The 21,573-nt window shown below is 39.7% G+C and carries 23 protein-coding genes and 1 pseudogene; 22 read left to right on the top strand and 2 right to left on the bottom strand.

What is annotated here, in order from left to right; genetic code table 11:
* The 22 genes and pseudogenes from BANVL01_RS25155 to BANVL01_RS25065 all read left to right on the top strand — a co-directional run.
* Positions 1–196, top strand: a 196-nt coding sequence (locus tag BANVL01_RS25155; protein ID WP_156482416.1) for an efflux RND transporter permease subunit, incomplete at its 5' end; no start/stop codon positions are given.
* Between the two features lie 579 nt (positions 197–775).
* Positions 776–940: a hypothetical protein gene (locus BANVL01_RS27585; RefSeq protein ID WP_156482415.1), complete on the top strand. Its 165-nt coding sequence runs from the start codon at positions 776–778 to the stop codon at positions 938–940.
* Positions 941–1,345: 405 nt separating this feature from the next.
* Positions 1,346–1,558, top strand: a complete 213-nt coding sequence (locus tag BANVL01_RS28455) for a polymorphic toxin type 15 domain-containing protein (protein WP_268874974.1) — start codon at positions 1,346–1,348, stop codon at positions 1,556–1,558.
* 95 nt (positions 1,559–1,653) lie between these two features.
* Positions 1,654–1,910 (top strand): annotated as a pseudogene (locus tag BANVL01_RS28890) (fumarylacetoacetate hydrolase family protein); the annotation flags it as partial.
* Between the two features lie 41 nt (positions 1,911–1,951).
* Positions 1,952–2,140, top strand: coding sequence for a 4-oxalocrotonate tautomerase (locus BANVL01_RS25150; RefSeq protein ID WP_066092848.1), 189 nt, complete (start codon positions 1,952–1,954; stop codon positions 2,138–2,140).
* Between the two features lie 175 nt (positions 2,141–2,315).
* Entirely contained in the window at positions 2,316–3,062 is a 747-nt protein-coding gene (locus BANVL01_RS25145; RefSeq protein WP_066092845.1) for an IclR family transcriptional regulator, read from the top strand.
* A 41-nt stretch (positions 3,063–3,103) separates the two neighbouring features.
* Complete coding sequence (locus BANVL01_RS25140) at positions 3,104–3,469, top strand: Na-translocating system protein MpsC family protein (protein ID WP_235845754.1); 366 nt, start codon at positions 3,104–3,106, stop codon at positions 3,467–3,469.
* Positions 3,470–3,677: 208 nt separating this feature from the next.
* The gene (locus BANVL01_RS25135; RefSeq protein WP_066092842.1) at positions 3,678–4,586 is read left to right on the top strand and encodes an alpha/beta hydrolase; all 909 of its coding nucleotides are present in this window, start codon (positions 3,678–3,680) and stop codon (positions 4,584–4,586) included.
* Between the two features lie 18 nt (positions 4,587–4,604).
* Entirely contained in the window at positions 4,605–5,933 is a 1,329-nt protein-coding gene (locus BANVL01_RS25130; protein WP_066092839.1) for an MFS transporter, read from the top strand.
* Between the two features lie 158 nt (positions 5,934–6,091).
* Positions 6,092–6,628, top strand: coding sequence for a 3-hydroxyanthranilate 3,4-dioxygenase (locus tag BANVL01_RS25125; RefSeq protein WP_007088040.1), 537 nt, complete (start codon positions 6,092–6,094; stop codon positions 6,626–6,628).
* Positions 6,619–7,635, top strand: a complete 1,017-nt coding sequence (locus BANVL01_RS25120) for an amidohydrolase family protein (protein ID WP_066092836.1) — start codon at positions 6,619–6,621, stop codon at positions 7,633–7,635. The genes BANVL01_RS25125 and BANVL01_RS25120 overlap by 10 nt, the downstream gene beginning before the upstream one ends.
* A complete protein-coding gene (locus tag BANVL01_RS25115; RefSeq protein WP_066092833.1) occupies positions 7,632–8,081 on the top strand; it encodes a RidA family protein in 450 nt (149 codons plus the stop codon). The genes BANVL01_RS25120 and BANVL01_RS25115 overlap by 4 nt, the downstream gene beginning before the upstream one ends.
* An 11-nt stretch (positions 8,082–8,092) precedes the next feature.
* Positions 8,093–9,562, top strand: a complete 1,470-nt coding sequence (locus BANVL01_RS25110) for an aldehyde dehydrogenase (RefSeq protein ID WP_066092830.1) — start codon at positions 8,093–8,095, stop codon at positions 9,560–9,562.
* Positions 9,563–9,676: 114 nt separating this feature from the next.
* Positions 9,677–10,405, top strand: coding sequence for a 2-keto-4-pentenoate hydratase (locus BANVL01_RS25105; protein ID WP_066097045.1), 729 nt, complete (start codon positions 9,677–9,679; stop codon positions 10,403–10,405).
* 75 nt (positions 10,406–10,480) lie between these two features.
* Positions 10,481–11,272: a 2-keto-4-pentenoate hydratase gene (locus BANVL01_RS25100; protein ID WP_066092827.1), complete on the top strand. Its 792-nt coding sequence runs from the start codon at positions 10,481–10,483 to the stop codon at positions 11,270–11,272.
* 215 nt (positions 11,273–11,487) lie between these two features.
* Positions 11,488–12,117, top strand: coding sequence for a TetR/AcrR family transcriptional regulator (locus BANVL01_RS25095; RefSeq protein ID WP_066092824.1), 630 nt, complete (start codon positions 11,488–11,490; stop codon positions 12,115–12,117).
* 295 nt (positions 12,118–12,412) lie between these two features.
* Positions 12,413–13,831 (top strand): amino acid permease, encoded by a 1,419-nt coding sequence (locus BANVL01_RS25090; protein WP_066092821.1) that lies wholly within the window; start codon positions 12,413–12,415, stop codon positions 13,829–13,831.
* 34 nt (positions 13,832–13,865) lie between these two features.
* Positions 13,866–15,146: a kynureninase gene (gene kynU / locus BANVL01_RS25085; RefSeq protein ID WP_066092818.1), complete on the top strand. Its 1,281-nt coding sequence runs from the start codon at positions 13,866–13,868 to the stop codon at positions 15,144–15,146.
* A 35-nt stretch (positions 15,147–15,181) separates the two neighbouring features.
* On the top strand, positions 15,182–16,009 hold the full coding sequence (locus tag BANVL01_RS25080; protein WP_066092815.1) for an alpha/beta hydrolase family protein: 828 nt from the start codon (positions 15,182–15,184) through the stop codon (positions 16,007–16,009).
* A gap of 276 nt (positions 16,010–16,285) precedes the next feature.
* Positions 16,286–17,761, top strand: a complete 1,476-nt coding sequence (locus BANVL01_RS25075) for a 4-hydroxyphenylacetate 3-hydroxylase family protein (RefSeq protein WP_066097038.1) — start codon at positions 16,286–16,288, stop codon at positions 17,759–17,761.
* Positions 17,762–17,850: 89 nt separating this feature from the next.
* A complete protein-coding gene (locus BANVL01_RS25070; protein ID WP_235845752.1) occupies positions 17,851–18,399 on the top strand; it encodes an FAD synthetase family protein in 549 nt (182 codons plus the stop codon).
* Positions 18,400–18,444: 45 nt separating this feature from the next.
* Positions 18,445–20,055 carry a phytoene desaturase family protein gene (locus BANVL01_RS25065; protein WP_066092812.1) on the top strand — a complete coding sequence of 537 codons (1,611 nt, stop codon included), beginning with the start codon at positions 18,445–18,447 and terminating at the stop codon, positions 20,053–20,055.
* A 17-nt stretch (positions 20,056–20,072) separates the two neighbouring features.
* Here the strand turns inward: BANVL01_RS25065 and BANVL01_RS25060 are convergent, their stop codons facing one another.
* A complete protein-coding gene (locus tag BANVL01_RS25060) occupies positions 20,073–20,705 on the bottom strand; it encodes a Crp/Fnr family transcriptional regulator (RefSeq protein WP_066092809.1) in 633 nt (210 codons plus the stop codon).
* A gap of 128 nt (positions 20,706–20,833) precedes the next feature.
* Positions 20,834–21,496 (bottom strand): Crp/Fnr family transcriptional regulator, encoded by a 663-nt coding sequence (locus BANVL01_RS25055; protein WP_066092806.1) that lies wholly within the window; start codon positions 21,494–21,496, stop codon positions 20,834–20,836.
* Positions 21,497–21,573 lie beyond the last annotated feature (77 nt).

The following is a 21,573-nucleotide window of genomic DNA, read 5'->3' as shown; positions in this document are numbered from 1 at the left end:
ATTATTACCATTAGCCTTGTCAAGTGAAGGCGGATTAATCTCAAGATCGCTGGCAATTGTGGTGATTTCAGGGCTATTGACTTCTACACTCTTAACCTTGGTGATTGTCCCGACTACGTACCATGTATTGAAATCGGTAAAGGGGAGATTAATGAAGAAGCGCTCTGATAAGGTAACGGAAAAGGAATCAGCTTAGCGTTCATCCTCCAATGGAACCTGACTGGGATAAGTAAGTAAAAGGGTGGAGAAAAATGGAATTTCGGAAAATGAGTAGGTGTAGAAACATCTGCTCTTTTTTTTATTGTCGCAGTCACTGTCGGTATCATCAAAGTTCTCCATGAAGCTGATGAAGACCAAAATTCCGAATCAAGGATAGAAAGCTGTTTTAACGTTATACATGCAAAAATATATTTGGAAACAAGGGGAATTACAGAGGAATAGGGAAAGGCGACGTCAAAATTAAGGATAATGGACGGTTGCTATTGATAGAAGAAAAACCCGTAGTCAGCTTATTTAGTATCGGAAATACGGGGAATAGAAAGAATAATGCAGGTTCAAGTGAATCCGGTCGAATCGCGCGAATAGATGGAGGATTATGTGAAAATTCCCCTGGCAATTCTCGACAATTTCCTTTGCAGAGTTGTAGGGAGAATTCTTATAAATCCAACCCTCCCCGTGGCACGATGAGACTATTGTAGGATTTCTTTTTATGTGGTGTTTGGTAAAATTTTCATATCACTAATAATCATAACGGCTATGGAGATGGAACTATAGAATGATTGATTTAGAAAAAGAAGCAAAGCGGCGTTTATGTCATGGAAAGATTAAGATTTTAGAAGGATATCGAACGAATGTAAGGCAAGCGATCAGTCGACTGGATGAAAGTAGGACAATCGTTCGTGCTGCTTATACGGCAAATACACGGCAAGTTCTTTGCTAACCCATATTTCGGGGGTAGCGCCCAGCTAAGTCCACCAACTTGAAAAGACGTTTAAAAGTAAAATAAATAAGTATCAGCAAAAGCTGGACCAAATCGAGCGTTACATTCGTCTGACTGAGAGTCATATGAGTGAGGCTGAGCGGAGGCTGGTCAGGAAAGCGGAGGCCATCGGATCCTTCGCATCACCGATGAAATACAGAGGTAACGCTGCCAATAGGGCTTTATATGCAAAAATGTCCCAGGAGCCAAATGGTTTTACAGACAAAATGGGTTGAACTCCAAGGCAAATGTTGAACCATCGTTGTATAAAAAGATTGCCATTGAAATATTGGATGGGTTTATCAAGGGAGTCGCAGATATCTTTGTAAGTCTCTGGGATTTGGTCGTCACTATTTTTACGAATCCTTGGGGTTTTTTCAAAGGTATAATCCAGATCAAATAGCTGGAGGAAGAGCAGACATTATTGGAGGTTTGGGGGATAAAAGAGTAAATTCCTTGATAGGTTTACAATGGAAATATAGAATTGATGTTGTTGATGAGCAAATTAGGGAAAGTGTGAAGAATATGTCACCTGAGCAGCGAAAGAATACTTATTTATATGTGAAATTAACTCAATAATCAAATTAAAACATGAAACAGTTGATGAAGATGTTATTTTAAAATATAAGGATAAACTTCCTGAAGAATTAATAGAAACATGGAAAAAATATGGTTTTGATCTTGAATTAGTAGGAACAACATTATAGATTAATGGAAAAATTAAAGAATTAGGAGCCGGTGCAGCTGTATTGGGACACCCGGCCAATTCGATTGCTGTGTTAGCAAATATGCTAGAAAATGGGACAAAATTATGAAAGGCGAAATCATTTTATCAGGAGCCATCACAAGCGCAATCCTATTACAAGCTGGCGACTTTGTTTCTGGTAAATTTGCTGGTTTAGGTGAGGTTACTTTCTCCGTTAGGGAATAAAACATTTTCTAGTAAAATCGATGTAAGAAAGGGGAATTGCAATGCCGTTTATCCAAATAAATCTTATAGAAGGAAGACCACCTGAAAAAATAAAGGCATTAATTGAAAATATTACAGATACAGTCGTTGAAACATTAGATGCACCTAAACAAAGTGTAAGAGTAATGGTATCAGAAATACCAAAAACTCATTGGGGAATTGCCGGTGTACCGGCTTCGGAAAGAAAATAGGGAAAAAAGTTTATATCACTATAAAGGGGCTGATTCAAAAGAGTCGTCATTCAATGATCTGAAAACCCTCCCCCCCTTGCTTCCCTCAAGAGACTTCATTATAATAAATTTAAAATAATTCTAATTATTCTATTATTTGAGCCCTTTTATTAAGAATAGAGAGGGGGAGTCTATTGTGATTGAGTCCGTTAGAAAAGCTTGTCAAATTATAAGTTGTTTTTCAAATGAAGATCCTGCCTTGGGGATTGGAACGATTGCGGATAAACTAGGCATGAATGTTAGTACTGCCCATCACATCGTCTCCACATTATGTGATGAAGGGGTATTAATGAAGGATAATCGGAAAAAATATCGGCTTGGCTGGAAATTACTAGAGTGGAATAATCATGTGATGTTTCAGCAAGATGTTTACGAAAAAGCGATGCCATTGGTGAAGGAATTGATCAATCGATTTAGAGGAACTGTCCATATTGCCATGTTTGATAAAGGGACCGTTGTGTTTGTTTTAAGGGTATCTTCCCAGGAATCGACACCCATCCAAACGTACATCGGGTCAAGGAAACCAGCCTATGCCACGAGCTCTGGAAAGGTTTTGCTTGCGTACAATCCAATATTTCTACAAGAGACTATTAATCGGGGGTTGTCGTATGAGGCCCCCAATACCATTACAGATATTCATCAGTTAAAAAAAGAGCTAGCTGAGATTCGGAAACATGGCTACTCTATCAGCAATAATGAAAATTCAGATGGTATGTATGGGATTGCAGCACCGATTTTTTCCTATTCAGGCGACATACTGGCGGCAGTTAATTTAGTCGGACCCACTTCCTATATGCAAGGCAGTAATCGAGACATGATCATCCAAAGTGTCAGAAATACGGCGCAGTCCATCTCAAAAGAATTAGGGTATATTGAAATTTAATCCGCGCCATTCCACAACATTTTATGGAGGTGTTTTTTATTATGAAGCATACGGATCCCAAGACATTTGAGGCAGAATTCTTAAGTTTTGTAAACAATTATGTGAAAAAGCAGGGCGGGAAAGGTCCTAAAAGTGCCGAAGTTCGATTTATTGGTGATACGATTGTTTATTTCCTCCGCGGCATATTAACAGAACGAGAAAGAAAGCTCATTCAAAGCCCAGAGGGACAAAGGGTCGTGATAGAGTCAAGAAGAGTATTTTTAGACATGGATAAAGAACATCGAATTGCCAAGTTTGAGGAATTTCTAGGATGCAAGGTGCTCGAAAACTATGAATCTTGGAATTTGGAAAATGACTCAGCAACAGCCGTATTATTATTGGAAAAAAATATGTGGAAAAGCTCCTAAAAGTTTTTATTTACAATATGCGGAATATTCGGTATTATAGTGATTACAACAAACGTATACAGTTGCTCCTGTATATCTATAAACCATGCCTAGCAATGGGTGGTCTTTAAAGAAGGCAAACCATAGCTGTTCTAGATTGTTCCGATAGGAATGGTCTGTGCAGTTATGGTTTTTTTGTTGTTCAAAATCTAAAAAGGAGAAAAAGTAGATGACGAATCATGTACTTGTAGAAAGAAATGTAGTGTTTGGTAAGACGGAAAAGGAATATTTAACAGCGGATCTGTATAAGCCGTCACTGATAGTGGAAGGTTTGCCGGTTTTAGTATTGATTCATGGCGGTGCCTTTCAAACGGGTTCGAAAGAAATGTATAAAGACTGGGGGGAAAAGCTTGCCGGGGAGGGGTATTTCGTAATGGCAATTAACTACAGGCTGGCCACTTCCTCCTATTCAACCTATCCAGGCGCTTTAGAAGATGTAGAGATGGCTATGAATTGGCTGGTTTTTCAAGCGAATGAAAGGGGGTTAAATATTGGCAAGATTGGTCTTATCGGGGATTCAGCCGGTGCCTACTTAGCTGCACTTTTCGCGTTAAAGGTTCGGCCATTTAGTTATAAGATCTGTTCTGTTATTGGTGTGTATGGCGTGTATGATCTAGTAGCGGAGTGTCTACATCCCGTTCGGGAGCGGAAAAATAATATGTTTGAAAAATTACTTGGATTACCCTTTAAGGAAAATGAAAGGGCTTTCACCAAGGCTTCACCAGTTACGTATATTGACGAGGCAGTCACCAGCCCAACATTTGATACCAACTTTTATCTAATTTGGGGTGGGAAAGATCAGGTTCTGAATCCTTCACAATCGCACGTCTTCTATGAAAAATTAACAGAAGCAAACATTGAGGTAGAGGTTACGGAAATAGAGGATAAAGGTCATTTCTGGTTTAATCAATTACCCGGCATTGAAGGAGGAGCTGTTTCTGATTATCCAAACCATCTTCTTTATCCTAAAATCATTTCTTTTCTTAAGAATACCGTTCAACAGAGTCATAGAGTGAATTTTTCCAAGAGGCAAATAGAAGTATTAGCTCAATTTGAAAATTTACCATTAATCAATTAAAACTGGAGGTCATGTGTAATGAAAAATAATGCTTATGTAGCCGTAGAAAATCAGCTAACCAAACAGGAATCTGCTGTAACGAAACCTTTTAGTAAAGTAACGATCTTAGTCACAGTTATTTGTTGGCTGACTATTTTTATTGAAGGCTATGATTTAGTTGTTTACGGTGCGGTCCTTCCATCCCTTATGGATCCAAGTGAATGGGGCTTGTCCGCCACACAGGCAGGGGCCATGGGAAGCTATGCCCTATTGGGGATGTTTATTGGGTCGTCGGCCGGCGGTGTACTTTCCGATAAATTTGGAAGAAAACTAGTGTTACTTGCCTCTTTGGTGTTATTGTCCATCATGATGATGCTGTCGGCATTGGCCCATTCGCCAGAGAGCTTTGCTGTATTCCGTTTTATTGCTGGATTGGGAATAGGGGGAATTGTTCCGGCCGCATCTGCCTTAACCACGGAATATTCACCGGCAAAATATCGTTCGTTAGTCTATGTATTAATGTATACCGGTTTTGCTTTTGGCGGAGTAGCGGCAGCGGTTTCCGGCATGCTGTTCATTGTACCTTTCGGCTGGAGATTTTTATTTTGGTTGGGTATGATCCCGATTCTAATCGTACCGTTTGCCATGAAGTATTTGCCAGAGTCTATTAAATTTTTACAGGCAGCCAATCAGCAAACGAAAGCCCAAAAGCTGATGGAGAAACATCAGTTGGCAGAGGAAGTCGCTGGTGAAGAGGAAGTGACAGGGAGATCCAATAGCTTGGTCAGTATTTTTTCAAAAAAATATGTGGCCTCCACTGTGTTATTCAGTTTCATTTATATCTTGGCATTTCTCCTCATTTACGGCATGAATACGTGGCTTCCAAAAATCATGCAGCAAGCAGGTTATCCGATGAATTCGAGTTTGGCGTTTTTGCTTATCTTTAATCTAGCCGCTATTTTCGGCGGAATTATAGCAGGAGCAGCAGCGGATCGGATTCGTCCGAAAAAAGTAATTTCTTTTACCTATTTTTTAGCGGCATTAAGTATCGCCCTGCTTAGTATCAAGTTCAATATCGTGATCATGTATCTACTTATTGCGGTTGCAGGGTTTGGAACCACGGGCACAACTTTTGTCCTGGCGAGTTATGTGATGAAACACTATAATTCCCAGAATCGTGCCACTGCCATTGGGATCTCTTCCGCCATCGGACGTTTCGGTGCAGTTGCCGGTCCAATCCTTGTTGGAATCATTCTCAGTATGGGTGTGGGTTTCCGTTTTAATTTTTATTTGTTTGCCATAATAGCCGTGGTTGCTTCCGTAGTGATTTTGTTAGTACCGACATATCAATCTAATCAACAATCATAAGTATTTTTAAAATATTCAACTAATTTCACATTATGAAAAAACTGGATTTTACTGAAAGCACTTTTTCACTATATTGGTATTAGAAACTTAGTAGACTTCAAGGGTTAGAGACCTCCTGACGATTTACTAAGAAAAATAATAAATTGGAGGGATTATAAATGGCTACGATGACAAAATTAAATGCTTTTAACTTAGTAAAATGGATTGAAGAAAATAAGGATCAACTCAAGCCGCCAGTTAATAATAAGGTGCTTTGGGAGGACTCCGAATTTATATGTATGATTCTTGGCGGGCCGAACAAACGCCGTGATTTCCACGTCGATCCTTCAGATGAATTCTTTTATCAAATTAAAGGCGATTGCTACGTCGAGGTCATTAATAATGGCAAACGTGAAGTTGTAACGGTGAAGGAAGGAGAAGTATTTATGCTGCCGGCGAATGTGCCGCATTCCCCGCACCGTGTAGCAGATACTTACGGCTTGGTAATTGAACGGAAGCGTGCCACAGGAGAACTGGAAGATTTCGTTTGGTTCTGTGATAACTGTGATAAGGAAATGCACCGGAAGAGTGTGCAGCTGACTAATATAGAAACGCAAGTAAAAGGAGCGATTGAAGAATTCAATAGCAGCCAAGATCTTCGTACATGTGAAAGCTGCGGCCACGTAATGTCAGAAGAAGTAGGGTTATGGAAATGAGAGTAGATTTTCATACACATATCATTCCCGAAGACATTCCAAACTTCGCCCAAAAATTTGGCGGCGAACGCTGGCCGACGCTGGAGAAAACATGTTCCTGCGGCGCGAACATCATGGTCGCCGGGAAAGTGTTCCGTGAAGTAACGGACCAGGTATGGAGTCCGGAAAAAAGAATCGAGGATATGGATAAAGAAGGTGTCGATATCCAAGTTTTGTCGCCGATTCCTGTGACGTTCTCTTATTGGGCCGAACCGGAAGCGGCAGACGAAATGTCGAAAATTCAAAATGACTTTATCGCCGATACCGTGAAAAAGCATCCGGATCGTTTTATCGGTCTAGGTACCGTTCCACTTCAGGATGTAGAAGTTTCGATTCGCGAAATGGATCGCTGCATGCATGAGCTTGGTTTAAAGGGAATCGAAATCGGGACGAATATCAACGGTAAAAATTTGGATGACCCTGATTTTACGATGTTCTTTGAAATGGCGGAAAAATGGGAAGTACCATTGTTTGTCCATCCATGGGAAACGTTAGGCAGGGAACGGATGCCGCGCCATAATTTTATGTACACTGTCGGAATGCCAAGTGAAACGGCTTTGGCAGCTGCCAGCTTAATCTGCGGCGGAGTGATGGAGAAATTCCCAGGCTTAAAGATTTGTTTCGCCCATGGCGGCGGGTCTTTCCCGTACATCCTGCCGCGCCTGGATCAAGGGTGGAAGGTATGGCCTGATTTGCGTCAAATCAGTAATCTACCTAGCCATTATGCGAAAAACTTTTACTTTGATTCTTTAAATTATGATCCGTTAAACATCAAGTATTTAGTGGATCGTTTTGGGCACGAAAAAGTAGTGATGGGTTCGGATTATCCGTTTTTATTAAGGGAAATTCCGCCTGGAAAGGTCATTGATGACACGATTGAACTGACGGAAGAACAAAAACAGGATATGTTAGGCAGAAATGCGCTTGCCTTTTTAAATATTGAAATAAAGGAAGAGATCAAACGATGAGTACACCAGAGGAAAAGCTAGTGGAATTAGGACTGGAGCTACCCGCTTTACGTCCAGCACATGGAGATTACGTAGGTTGTGTGAGAACCGGGAATCTATTGTTCACCGCCGGTCAGGGCGTCGACCAATACCACGGGAAACTGGGCCGGGATTTAACGGTCGAAGAAGGCTATTTAGCCGCACAGCAATCGATGCTGAACCTTTTAAGTGTGGTAAAAAATGAACTTGGCGAACTAAGTAAGGTCAAGCAGTTCGTTAAAGTGCTCGGAATGGTCAATAGCACGGAAGAGTTTAACGACCAGCCGAAAGTGATGAATGGTGCATCTGATTTACTAATGAAACTTTTTGGTGAAAAAGGAAAGCATGGCCGTTCAGCGGTGGGAATGGCACAATTACCGAATAATACTGCAATTGAAATTGAGATGATTCTTGAGATCGAGGAATAGGAGGTACGGGTATGGCGAAAGAATTAGTAGCTGAAAATACCATCATTCAGGATGCGAAGCTTTTTATCAATGGGGAGTATCGGGACGCACTCTCAGGGGAAACGTTTGATTCCCTGAATCCTGCAACAAATCGAAAGCACGCTTCGGTTGCCAATGGCGGCCAAGAGGATGCAAGGCTAGCGATTGACGTTGCCCAGCGCACATTTGTGAGCGGCGTTTGGAGAAACTTGCCTGTTGAAGAAAGATCAAAGATCCTTTGCCGGATGGCCGATTTAATTATGGAAAATGTCGATCGGCTTGCACTAGTTGAAACATTAGATGTCGGAAAGCCGATAAAGGAAAGCCGCGGTTTTGATATTCCTCGCGCTGCCCAAAACTTCCGCTTTTTCGCTGAGATGGCCAAATACATGGTCCATGAGCATTTTGATATGAGCAATCATATGTCCTATGTCCAGTATGCGCCTGCGGGTGTGACAAGTTTAATCATTCCGTGGAATCTGCCGTTTATGCAAATGACGTGGAAGGCTTCAGCTGCTTTGGCAGTAGGAAACACTGTCGTGATTAAACCGGCATCTTATACACCGTTAAGTGCCGTCTTGCTTGGCGAGATTGCCAATGAAGCCGGTTTGCCACCTGGCGTACTGAATATTATCACTGGCCCAGGAGGTTCAGTGGGGACTGTAATGGCATCCCATCCATCCGTTCGCAGAATTTCGTTTGTCGGTGAGTCCAATACTGGAAAAATAGTGATGCGCAATGCCGCTGAAAACCTAATCCCTGTTTCCTTAGAACTTGGAGGCAAATCAGCAAATATTGTTTTTGAAGATGCTGATTTAGATGAAGCTGTTGCCGGTTCGATTGAGGCGATTTTCCGCAACCAAGGTGAAATTTGTTTAGCTGGTTCGCGAATCCTTGTTCAAGAAAGTATTTATGACAAGTTCTTGGATAAGTTTGTTACAGCCGTGAAGAAAATAAAAGTCGGTGACCCAACTGACGAATTGACGGATATGGGGGCGCTCGTATCAAAAGGCCATTTACAATCTGTTGATGAATACGTACAAATCGGGCTTGCGGAGGGTGCAAAATTGGCCCATGGCGGTAAGCGGGCCCCGGGTCTCACAGAAGGAAACTTCTATGAGCCGACTGTTCTTTATGACGTAAACAATAAAATGCGCGTTGCCCAGGAAGAAATCTTCGGGCCTGTACCGGTGATTATTCCATTTAAAACGGAAGAAGAGGCAATTCAAATTGCCAATGATTCCATCTACGGCTTGGCAGGTGTTGTGTGGACAAATGATTTAAGACGCGCAAACCGCGTGACATCACAAGTTCACTCCGGCTTATTATGGGTGAATTGCTGGTATGTCCGAGACTTACGCACACCATTTGGCGGAGCTAAAGCGAGCGGCATCGGCCGTGAAGGCGGACGCCATAGTTTTGATTTCTATACAGAAGCGAAAACCATTACTATGAAAAAATAAAGCAATAAACGAAAGGTGACACATGCTCACCTTTTGTTTATTTCGAATGAGGAGGGTATTCTGGTGGCAGTACGAACGATTGAGTATGCACATGAACTATTGAAAGCGGAAGAAATGCGGCAAGCGGTCCAAGCCTTGACGGATCGCGATGAACAGTTAACGGTGGAAGATGCCTATCAAATCCAATTGGAAGCGGTCAATGTAAAGCTAGCCCAAGGGAAAAAAGTTATTGGAAAAAAAGTAGGGTTAACAAGTGCAGCTATGCAAAAAATGCTGAACGTGAATGAACCTGATTATGGACATTTGTTAGATGATATGCGTGTGGCGAATGGCGCAACTGTAAAGGCCGATTCGATGATCTCGCCTAAGATTGAAGCGGAAATCGGTTTTGTTCTTGCAGAGGATTTAGTCGGACCGAATATTACCTATTTAGACGTGGTGATGGCAACCAAATATGTGGTGCCGACACTCGAAATTATAGATAGCCGGGTAGAAGACTGGAAAATCAAATTAATTGATACAGTGGCCGATAATGGTTCTTCTGCTAAAGTTGTCGTGGGCGATAAATATACAGCGCTCGACGGTGTGGACTTACGTACAGCTGGCATGTCTCTATTTAAAAATAATGAACTTCTTGCAACAGGTGCAGGTGCGGCGGCACTTGGCCATCCGGCACACGCGGTTGCCTGGCTTGCCAATAAATTACATGAATTCGGAATTACTTTGAAAAAAGATGAATTAATTTTACCAGGAGCATTATCAGGCGCCGTACCGGTTGCTGCCGGGGACACCATTGAAGCGAAGTTTGGTGCACTTGGGTCGGTAACGGTTCATTTCGAATAATGCGATCCGGCTGGGGTTATGTGTAAATCGGTAACAGCCCCATGGGCAAAAATAAATAAAGTGAGGGCATAAAGGATGACGCTACTAACAAATAAAAACAAAGAAATTATTGAATATTTGTATACTGCAGAGCGTGATGTACGGGAAGTTATTAAAGTGACGGACGAATATCTGGAATTGACAGTAAAGGATGCGTATGAATTACAACACGGTTTACTTGCCCGCAAATTAGCGGAAGCCGGCACGAAAACGGTCGGTGTGAAGTTAGGCTTAACGAGCAAAGCGAAACAAGAAATGATGGGCGTCAATGAGGCAATCTATGGTTACTTACATAGCGATATGCTCGCTTTTGAATGGGAAGCGGTTTGCTATTCAGAGTTGATCCATCCAAAAGTCGAACCAGAAATTGCTTTTTTATTAGGGAAAGACTTACAAGGTGAAAACGTAACGGAAGAGGACGTCTTAGAAGCAACCCAATATGTGGCGCCTGCACTTGAGGTGATTGACAGCCGTTATAAAGATTTTCGCTTCACCTTAGTGGATGTCGTTGCGGACAATTGTTCTTCCGCTAAATTTGTCGTGGGAAGTAAATGGATTTCACCAAGCACGCTTGATTTAGGAAACGTCGGCATGGTGATGTCCAAAAATGGCGAAGTGGCTCAAACCGGTTCGAGCGCAGCCGTTTTAGGCCATCCGGCTACAGCGATTGCTTGGGCGGTTAACGAACTGGGAGCCCGCGGCAAAGGACTAAAAAAGGGAGATATCATCCTGAGCGGCGCGATCACCGAAGCCATCGCATTTAAGCCCGGAGATTCGGTGATTGCCAATTTTGAAGGCTTAGGCAGTGTATCCATGTATTGTAAGTGAGTGAAAAGGTAAGAAGAGGTGCTACCCACAGTGGCATCTCTTCTTTACATTCAAATATAGATTGTTCCCTTTTTAAGATGGTTAATCGATCTGTTTTTGATTCTCTTCTTTTTTCTAATTCAACATATCTGGTGGAGTTTTTTATTATTATTAGCTATGATAAAAGGTAAAATACGAATTATCTAGCGGTAATAAAGTTGATAAGGTGGATCATGATGAGAGAGAAAAATAATGTTGAAGATGGAAGGCATTTACGGTCTATCATAACTCGAAATAAAATTATTAAGGCTTCACACTTAGTTTTTTCACGAGAAGGTTTTAGAAATACAACGGTTAAACAAATTATGGAACAAGCAAATATAGGATATGGGACTTTCTATGGTCATTTTAAAGGCAAAGATGACCTATTTATCGTGTTAATGGAAGATGTTATGAATAAATTCTTTGAAATTGCAAATACTCCGTTTTTTCCAATAACTAGAAATGAAGCGAAAGAGATTATTTACACTCAAGTATTAGATTTCTTGCAAATAGCAGATACAGAAAGGGAGATAATGAAGGTTTTTTCAGAGGCCATTGGGCTTTCAACCATAGTGAATGAAAAATGGGAGGAAATTAGACTAAGATTTATTCAAAGTATCACAAAGGATATTACTTATGCTCAATTGAAAGGATTGGCTCGAACAGATCTAAAGGCAGAAATTGTGGCGCAAAGCTGGTTTTTCTCTAACGAAAACTATCAATGGGAGATTGTTTTTAATAATAATAATTTTTCACTTGAAGAGGTTGCAGCTACCTTAACCACTATGTATGTAGAAGCTATTTATAAGGAAAAAAAGCAATAAGTACACGTAATCTAAAGTTGTGTAATAATTTCGACGTTAAGTCGAAAACATTATGGACATGATGTCGGAAATATATTATAATCTAAATTGTGAGAAAATATAGTAAATTCGGATTAGTGGTTTACAGAATGATTTGATTAACACATTTATTAAAAACCAACTAATTTACTTTCCAAAATAAGGAGGAGTGTAAAGGAATTAGAAATATAGCGTTATGCTACTGCCATAAGAAAAAAATAGTTTGCAAGAAAAATAGTAAAGTGCATATTTACGTCATTTATATGAGGTGAGGAAAATGAAACATAATGACAATTTCCAGGATATTATCGAAAGGGAGAAAGGATTAAATAAGAGTTTAAAAACCTCCCAGCTTACCATGATTGCCATTGGCGGTGCGATTGGAACTGGATTATTTTTAGGTAGCGGTCTTGCAATTGGCAGTGCGGGTCCAAGCGTGATAGTAAGCTATGCGATTGGTGCGTTAATCTCCTTGCTGCTGATGGGGTGCCTTTCTGAAATGACCGTTGCTCATCCGACTTCAGGATCATTTGGTGCTTACGCTGAACGATATTTGAATCCTTGGGCAGGGTTCGCTGTTCGCTATTCCTATTGGTTTAGTCTTGTTTGTGCAGTTGGCACGGAAATTACTGCGGTTGCCATTTACATGAAATATTGGTTTCCGACTGTTCCAGGGATTGTATGGATTTTACTATTTTCTGCTTTGCTTCTTTATGTAAACGCTACCAGTGTAAATGTGTTTGGTGCTGTTGAATATTGGTTCTCCCTTATTAAAATTATCGCCATTGTTGGTTTTATTATCTTAGCGGCTTATGTCATTGTTGGAGGAAATCAAACAAATATCGGTACACAAAACCTAACGATACACGGTGGTTTTTTCCCAAATGGGTTTTGGGGAATGTGGATTGCTATCTTTGTTTCTCTCTTTAGTTATTTAAGTATTGAAATGATTGCCGTTAGTGCTGGGGAAGCGGAAGACCCTGAGAAAGCTGTGCCAATTGCACTTCGCTCTGCGGTTATTCGTCTTATCTTATTTTACCTATTAACGCTTTTCCTTATGGTCATGATTGTTCCGTGGAGTTCCGCAGGTTCAGACAAAAGTCCATTTGTAAAAGTGATGGAGATTCTCCACATTCCCGGAGCAGCAGGAATCATGAATTTTGTTATCCTTGTTGCTGCGCTTTCCGCTATGAACAGTCAATTATATATTTCTACTCGAATGATGTTTTCATTATCGCGTGCAGGATATGCCCCTAAGAAGTTAGGTCAGTTAAGCAAAAATAAGGTTCCTGTCATTGCTTTATCTACTTCAGCAATCGGGATTGCAATAGCGTCGGTTTATTCAGTTATTTCCCCTAATACAGCATTTGTACAAATGATCTCGATTTCAAGTTTTGGTGCGATGTTTGCTTGGTTTATGATTTTTGTGACACATTTCTTTTTCCGTAAAAAATGGGATCAGCAAGGAGGCCGGAAGCTTCCTGTACGAATGATCGGATATCCTTACTTAACAATTCTGGGTGCAATTTTGTTAGCATCTGTCGTTTTATCTACTTGGTTTTCTCCTATGTTTAAAGGTACCTTAGTATTTGGCTTTCCAGAGTTAATTTTCATATCAGTTGCCTATTTTATTTGGAAGAAAACCAATTCAAAAAGTCACGATGAAAGTATAAGTAACAAAGGCCCCAGCTTATAAAAATCTATTAAATTAATAAAAAGGGTGAGGTAAATTGATAAAATTTGAGAACAGCTTGGAGTTTGCTAAGAGGAAGGACCATGAAGATGTTTTAAGGGAAATACGGGAACGGTTTTGTATTCAGGAAAATGTGATCTATATGGATGGGAATTCATTAGGACTGTGTTCGAAAGATGCGAAAGAAGCTTTATACCATGTGATTGATTTGTGGGAGAAACACGGAATTGGTATTTGGGATGTCGAGGATAGCAAATATTTCCTGTATCAAAAAGTTCTTGGTGCTAAACTTGCGCTATTGATTCAGGCGGATGCCGATGAAGTCACGGTTATGACAAATACAACCATTAATATCCATCAAGGGATTAGTACATTTTATAAGCCTACACCAGACCGTTACAAAATCTTAGTCGATGATCTTAATTTTCCTTCAGATCGGTATGCAGTTGACAGCCAAGTAAGATTAAAAGGGTATGACCCGAAAGATGCGGTTAAAGTCATAGCAAGTTCTGATGGAAGGTTTATTTCTGAGGATGCGATTATTGAAGGAATGACAGAAGAAGTGGCGTTGATTTTGCTTCCATCGATTTTGTACCGGAGTGCACAGCTGCTTGATATGGAACGTATTACAAAAGAAGCCCATGATAGGGGAATTATTATTGGTTGGGATTTATGCCACTCTATCGGAATCGTTCCGCATGATTTCAAACATATTAATCCTGATTTTGCCGTTTGGTGCAATTATAAATATTTATCGGCGGGACCGGGTGCTATTGCCGGTTTCTACATCAATAAAAGGCACTTTGAAAAGGAACCGGGTTTAGCTGGATGGCATGGAAATAACAAAGAAACTCAATTCAAGCTGCTCAATGAGTTTGATCATGAATTAAACGCTCATGGCTGGCAAACGGGGACACAGCCGTTATTCTCTATGGCTCCACTAGAAGGGGTTCTAAACATTTATCACGAGGTTGGTATGGAAAAGATTCGTGCGAAATCATTGGATATTACCAGATATTTGATGGATCTGACGGATGAACGTTTGGCGAAATATGGTTACACCATTGGAAACTCTCGCGAAGATCATAAACGTGGCGGACATATTTGTCTTGAACATGAGGAAGCATACCGCATTTGTAAAGCACTGAAAAATCGTGGTGTTGTGCCGGACTATCGTGAACCGAATGTCATAAGGCTTGCGCCGGTACCACTCTATGTTTCATATGAGGAAGTGTATCGACTCGTGGAAATCCTCGAGGAAATAGCGATTAATAAGGATTATGAGAACTATAGCAACAAACGTACGCTTGTTGTATAAGAGGTATTGATTTTAAAAAAAAGAGGTAGATTACAATGAGCATTTCAGAAGAAAGAGATTTTAAAAGAATATCCTATGGCTGCAATGAAAATCAATTTGGGGATTTAAGGCTTCCTGTGGCGGGGGATGGGCCATTTCCTGTTGCAATTGTTATTCATGGAGGTTTTTGGCGAGCAGGATTTTCATTGGATCATATGAATCCATTCGCTGAAAGTTTAACAGCACAAGGCATCGCTACATGGAGTATAGAATATCGGCGGGTTGGTCAAGAAGGTGGAGGATGGCCAGGCACTTTCCAGGATGTTTCAGAAGCGGTTGATTTTGTTCGTACTTTGTCTGAAAACGATCCGCTCGATTTAAACCGTGTCGTGACAATTGGTCACTCAGCCGGCGGACATTTAGCATTATGGGCAGCTGCCAGGCACAGGCTTCCTCAAGATAGTATATTGTCTAGACTTGAAAATCCGTTATCCATAAAAGGGGTTATTAGCTTATCGGGGGTTAGTGATTTAGCACTTATGTGTGAAGTCCATTATCAGAGGGAAATCATTATGAAAGCCGATGATAATCCTACTCGTGACCTTATAGGAGGTAATAATAAGGACTTTCCAAGTAGGTTTGCTGAATGTTCACCTATTGAATTACTACCAATCGGTATACCTCTTGAAATTATTCATGGATCACTAGATATAAATGTGCCAGTTGGTATTAGTGAAAAGTTTGCAAAAGCTGCTGAATCTGCGGGGGATGATGTTGCCCTTAAAGTTCTTCCTAATTCAGAACATTTTAAACTCATCAACCCTGAAACAGAAGAATGGGCCGTAGTATTAGAATCCACTCTTTCATTAATCAATAAAGATTAAACCAAAATCTTTTAGAACAGTACCAATAAAAATACCTAAAGTAACTGGTGACCAGTGGGACGGGACGGTTCTGCTGGCTTTTTTTTTAATAGGTTTTTTATAAAAACAAATAAAATGGTTAACTATTTAACATATATCTCGGATAGTTGTAAAACTATCCTGAAAGTTTTTTTGAAATGTTAATTGGTTTACAGTTTGAAAACGATTACAGCATTAATATGAAATTAAGCAAATCAATCAATAGATGGTAAAAATATTAAGGTGGGATAGATGAATATGGGAATTCGTACAGGTGAACAGTATATCAATGCAGTAAAGTCGAGAAAACCAGAGGTTTGGTTGGAAGGAAGAAAAGTTGAAAATGTATTAGATGAGCCCGTATTAAAGCAGGCAGTCATTGAAATAGCAAAATTATATGATCTGCAGCATGATCCCGAATATAAAGAACAGATTACTCATATCTGCGAAGAAACTGGAGAAAGAGTAAACAATGCATTTTTAGAACCAAGAAGTTATGAAGATTTAATTAAACGCAGAAAGGCATTTGAAGCCTATGCAAAAGCTACATTTGGTTTGATGGGAAGATCTCCTGACTTTTTAAATGTAGTCCTTACCTCCTTGTATAGTAACGCTCATTTCTTAGAAAAGTATAATCCTCAATGGGGAGAAAATATCCGTGATTATTATAAATATATCCGTGATAATGATTTGTTTTTAACCCATGCGATTGTCAACCCTCAAAATGATCGCAGGAAGTCTTCACATGAACAAAAGGATATGTTTACTCATTTAGGTGTTGTTGAGGAAACAGTAGAAGGTCTTATCGTAAGGGGAGCAAAGTTTTTAGCAACACTTGCCCCAGTGACAGATGAAGTGATTATCTATACTTTCCCTGGGTTCCAACCTGGAGATGAACGGTATGCTATCTCATTTGCACTTCCTATTGATACGCCAGGACTACGAATTATTTGCCGTGAATCGATGCAAGATGGAAAACGTCCATTATTTGACCATCCATTAGCCTCACGTTTTGAGGAAATTGATGCATTACTTGTGTTTAAGGATGTTTTAATTCCTTGGGATCGAGTGTTTCTTTATAACAATGTAGAAGCTGCGAATCTACTTTATCCAAAAACGGGAATTGCTCAACAACCTTCTCATCAGTCAGCAGTAAGAGGACTTGTAAAGTTACAATTTGCCGCCGAAGTAGCAGCTAGATTGGCTGATTCGATTGGTGTCGATGCATACTTACATGTGCAAGAAAAACTCGGAGAATTATTCCAGTCTGTGGAAACCATTAGAGCATTGTTACATGCTGCTGAATATGAATATGAGACTACACCAGAGGGGGAGGTAATGCCTAATGGAGTTGCTCTTGAAACGATTCGTGGACACATGCCAAATATGTATCCACGTGCTATTGAAGTCATGCAAATTTTAGGAGCAGGCGGGCTATTGCTTTCACCAACCGGTGCTGATTTTGAAAGTGAAGAATTAAGGGAAGATTTAGATCGATATTATGTCGGAAGAGAAGGTATTTCTGGGGTCGAACGTGTAAGCATATTTAAATTAGCTTGGGATTTATGTGGTGAAGCATTTGGACAGCGTTTACTTCAATATGAACGCTATTATACTGGCGATCCAATACGAAAGAAAGCTATATTCTACAATAATATTAAAAGGAATGGTAAGTTTGATATGGTAGATGAAGCATTAAAAGTAGGTCAGTCGAAGGAACTATCAAATAAGTAATATCTTTATTTACAATTTAAAGGTATTATGGATGATCTCGAAAACAATTTATCTGAATATAAAAATAATTATATTCGATAGACAGGATATTGTTTTTTGAGGAGGTAAGCGATATAGAAACACATTCAGAAGGAAGTTTAAAGCTGTCTGGATCAGTTATAGCCATCGGAGCATTTGATGGAGTTCATCAAGGACATCAGGCCGTGATTGGAGAAGCGGTGGAAAGATCTAAAGTGCTAAGAGTACCGAGTTTGGCATATACTTTCGATCCTCCACCCCGATTTTACTTTCAGGGGGTTCGTATTTTAACTCCGGTGAAAGAGAAACTGACTTTGATCAAACAGTTAGAGGTTGATTATGTAGTAGTAGCAAAGTTTGATGAATTTTATATATCTCGTCCGCCTATTGATTTTATTAAATATTTAAAACGCCTTAATCCATTAGAGATCATTGTGGGCAGTGACTTTCGTTTTGGCAAAAATCGAGAGGGAGATATCAATCTCCTTGGAACTTATTTCAATGTTCGGGTCATGGAACCTGTTTGTTGTTCTGGAGGAAAGATTATTTCATCTACAAGAATACGAGAACTAATTTCTCAGGGACAGATTGAAGAATCATTTGCTTTACTAGGACGTTAGTCAATTCATTCAATAAGTTTGCAAACACTAGAATGGAGGGTTCTTATGTATGACGCTGATTTTATCATTATTGGTTCAGGACATAATGGATTGACTACTGCATTAATGTTGGCTCGAGAAGGTTATAAGGTACTAGTCCTTGAACGTTCCAAGCTGCCTGGTGGAGCTGCAAAAACTTCCGAGGTGACAATAAAGGGGTTCCGGCATGATTTATTTGCCACGAATATTGGATTATTTCTTGGATCACCAATCTACAAGGAAATGGGTAAACAACTGCATGAAAAAGGGTTGGAAGTAGTCATTGCGGATAAACCGTTTGCCAGTGCTTTTCCCGATGGCGATGTGGCCCGGGTTTATATGGATAAGCAGAAGACCCTAAATGAATTTGCTAGACAGTCTTTGAAGGACGCCGAATCATGGAAACAGCTGCTTGCCTATTTTGAACAGGTTTCTCCTTATCTAATGTCTTTATCACAAAAGGAGATGCCTTCGTGGCCGTTAGTTAGGGAAGTGTATAAATTATACAGGAACGTTGGCAGGGACGGTGTGCTTGACTTGGTAAAAATGCTTCTTTCCACTTCTCGTCAATTTACCGAATCGTGGTTTGAATCAGAGAAGATCAAATCTTTGTTTATTCCTTGGGGATTTCATCTGGATTATGCTCCTGATGTTGCAGGAGGAGCAATGTTTCCATTTCTTGAAGTTCCGTTAGACTACAAGAACGGCATGGCGTTGGCAAAAGGCGGTATAAGCAATATGATTAACGCCATGGTTTCCTTGTTAGAATCGATGGGAGGCAAAGTGGAGCTGGGGAGACAGGTAGAGCAAATATTGCTTGAAAATGGACGGGCTGTAGGTGTCATATTGGGGGATGGACAAAAAGTCTATGCTCAACATGCCGTAATCGCCAATATTCATCCATCACAGCTAATTGAAAAATTAGTTCCGGTTGAAGCGCTTCCTTCTATTTATGTGCAAAAGGTTCGGAAATTTCAGAATGGGCCTGGCACCATGATGATCCATATGGCATTGGATGGCCCATTGGAATGGAATGCCAGTGAGGATCTTTCCCAATTTTGTTACGTGCATATTTGTCCCTATACATCCGATGTTGCACAGACCTATACGGATGCTTTAAACCAAAGGCTTCCAGCCAGCCCAATGCTTGTCATCGGACAACAATCCGCTGTTGATTCGTCCCGCGCTCCAAAAGGAAAGCATACTTTGTGGGTTCAGGTGCGTGCTCTCCCGTATAGGCCGAAGTCAGATGCATTGGATCTTATTCATCCCGATACTTGGGAGAATATAAAGGAATGTTATGCAGAAAGGGTCATTGATAAAATTTCGCATTATGCACCTGACATCAAACAGAAAATATTATCAGCCTGCACTATGTCTCCGGCTGATTTAGTAAAAGAAAATCCTAATCTTGTTGGTGGGGATAGTGTGGGAGGAAGCCACCAACTCCAGCAAAATTACTTATTTCGTCCGATCCCAGGAAGATCTAAGTACGACACACCCATTGAAGGACTTTATCTCGTTGGAGCTTCCACTTGGCCGGGCGCAGGATTAAATGCCACTTCCGGTTATTTGTTAGCTAAACGCCTGCTTAGAAAAAACTTTAAGAGAAAAAAACAACTTGAATCGGTACATTAGGAAAAGGGTTTTCGGTCTTAATCTATGTAGTCTTTAAGTATATATGGCTTATAAATATATATTTTTCTATTTTTAATTTGAAGTATACCGTCTTCCTCCCACTTCTTCAAAATTTTATAAATGGTTATACGGGTCAAACCGGTATAATCAGATAATTCTTGTTGTGTTAAATCGATTTCAACATCTTTGTAAATATCGATTAATTTTAATAAGCAAAAGGCTACCTGATTCTCCGTTGGAATACTCTTTACATTTATATCAGAAAGAAGAAGTTTTAATTTGTCTATTATAGAATTAACAACTAAATTTTCGATTTCAGGATAATCTTGAATTAGATTATTATATGTTTGTATTGAAAAGTAATATAAAATTGAATCCTTTATGACAGTGGCAGTAGAAAAATAAGGCATTCCATTAAGTACCTGTTCACCGATTAATGTCCCAGAAGTGGGAATATCTATAATTCTAGTATTTTTTTTATAATCTGTAGTGGTAATTTTAACAAATCCATCTTTTAAAAAGTAAAATCCCTGTCCTTTTTCATCTTGTTGAAATAAAATCGTTTTTTTTCTTATAAATCTTCTTTCTGCGTACCTTAAGTAAGGTTCTATGAAATGTTTATTTTGCTTATCAGTGGTATACTTCGACAATAAAAACCCCCCCTTGTTGAAATGTGGAAAAATAAATAGATACGATTTTTATCTACAAATGAACGCTATTTTTGAAAGTGCTTTCATTTGTTTGGTTGTTATACCAGAAAAGTACAATAGTTTTTAAACTAATTCTTTGTATGATATGCTTGATGAGAAGGTCGAAGGGAGGAGTCTAAAAAAGTTTTAAGTTTGTATATGTCCAGTAAATAAATATACCCTTTATTTATTTCAATTAGACCATCCTGTTCTAGTTGTCTAATTATTTTATAAACAGTAATTCTAGAAGTCCCAATAAAATGCCCTAATGAGGTCCGACTAATTTTGATTTTAGGGTCTTCTTTTTTGAGATACAAGCCATATAGAAAATGAGCAAGTCGATATTCAGCAGGAGCAGTAAGAATATTTATTGATTCTGCCAATAATCGAACTTTCATTATTAAAGAATTTGTGCGAACACTTGCTGCTTCAGGAAGCTTGGCGCATAATTGGTTAAACATTAGGTTTGAAAAAAAATAGACGGTAGAGGAAATGGTGGCCTTTGCTGTATAGGTATAAGGCTCGTTTTGTATACCTTGTACACCAATTAATTCCCCTGGAGTGACGTAGTCAATGTCTCTCTCATGTCCTTCGCGCGAAATTACACTGATTTTTACTTCTCCTGCTAAAAGATAATAAAATCCTTTGCCTATTTCTCCGGGGTGAAACAAAATTTCATTCTTTTTATATACCTTTTTTTCTCCATACCCCATGGCGATAAAGGAATCCCAACTAAGTTCATTATTATTCATTGATATGTCACCCCCATTCAAAATCAATTAGGTTAAATAAAGATTAATAGTTACTTTCATAACAATATATTAATTAA

The sequence above is a fragment of the Neobacillus novalis NBRC 102450 genome, assembly GCF_001591805.1.
In the GTDB taxonomy this organism is placed as follows: domain Bacteria; phylum Bacillota; class Bacilli; order Bacillales; family Cytobacillaceae; genus Neobacillus; species Neobacillus novalis.
Note: the sequence above shows the minus strand (reverse complement) of the source record. Positions and strands in the feature narration are given on the sequence as shown.

Excerpts from the sequence above, each read along its gene's own strand:
- BANVL01_RS27585 (WP_156482415.1), top strand. The coding sequence starts at position 776 with ATGATTGATTTAGAAAAAGAAGCAAAGCGGCGTTTATGTCATGGAAAG.
- BANVL01_RS25150 (WP_066092848.1), top strand. The coding sequence starts at position 1,952 with ATGCCGTTTATCCAAATAAATCTTATAGAAGGAAGACCACCTGAAAAA.
- BANVL01_RS25140 (WP_235845754.1), top strand. The coding sequence starts at position 3,104 with ATGAAGCATACGGATCCCAAGACATTTGAGGCAGAATTCTTAAGTTTT.
- BANVL01_RS25135 (WP_066092842.1), top strand. The coding sequence starts at position 3,678 with ATGACGAATCATGTACTTGTAGAAAGAAATGTAGTGTTTGGTAAGACG.
- BANVL01_RS25130 (WP_066092839.1), top strand. The coding sequence starts at position 4,605 with ATGAAAAATAATGCTTATGTAGCCGTAGAAAATCAGCTAACCAAACAG.
- BANVL01_RS25125 (WP_007088040.1), top strand. The coding sequence starts at position 6,092 with ATGGCTACGATGACAAAATTAAATGCTTTTAACTTAGTAAAATGGATT.
- BANVL01_RS25120 (WP_066092836.1), top strand. The coding sequence starts at position 6,619 with ATGGAAATGAGAGTAGATTTTCATACACATATCATTCCCGAAGACATT.
- BANVL01_RS25115 (WP_066092833.1), top strand. The coding sequence starts at position 7,632 with ATGAGTACACCAGAGGAAAAGCTAGTGGAATTAGGACTGGAGCTACCC.
- BANVL01_RS25110 (WP_066092830.1), top strand. The coding sequence starts at position 8,093 with ATGGCGAAAGAATTAGTAGCTGAAAATACCATCATTCAGGATGCGAAG.
- BANVL01_RS25105 (WP_066097045.1), top strand. The coding sequence starts at position 9,677 with ATGCGGCAAGCGGTCCAAGCCTTGACGGATCGCGATGAACAGTTAACG.
- BANVL01_RS25100 (WP_066092827.1), top strand. The coding sequence starts at position 10,481 with ATGACGCTACTAACAAATAAAAACAAAGAAATTATTGAATATTTGTAT.
- BANVL01_RS25095 (WP_066092824.1), top strand. The coding sequence starts at position 11,488 with ATGAGAGAGAAAAATAATGTTGAAGATGGAAGGCATTTACGGTCTATC.
- BANVL01_RS25090 (WP_066092821.1), top strand. The coding sequence starts at position 12,413 with ATGAAACATAATGACAATTTCCAGGATATTATCGAAAGGGAGAAAGGA.
- BANVL01_RS25080 (WP_066092815.1), top strand. The coding sequence starts at position 15,182 with ATGAGCATTTCAGAAGAAAGAGATTTTAAAAGAATATCCTATGGCTGC.
- BANVL01_RS25075 (WP_066097038.1), top strand. The coding sequence starts at position 16,286 with ATGGGAATTCGTACAGGTGAACAGTATATCAATGCAGTAAAGTCGAGA.
- BANVL01_RS25065 (WP_066092812.1), top strand. The coding sequence starts at position 18,445 with ATGTATGACGCTGATTTTATCATTATTGGTTCAGGACATAATGGATTG.
- BANVL01_RS25055 (WP_066092806.1), bottom strand. The coding sequence starts at position 21,496 with ATGAATAATAATGAACTTAGTTGGGATTCCTTTATCGCCATGGGGTAT.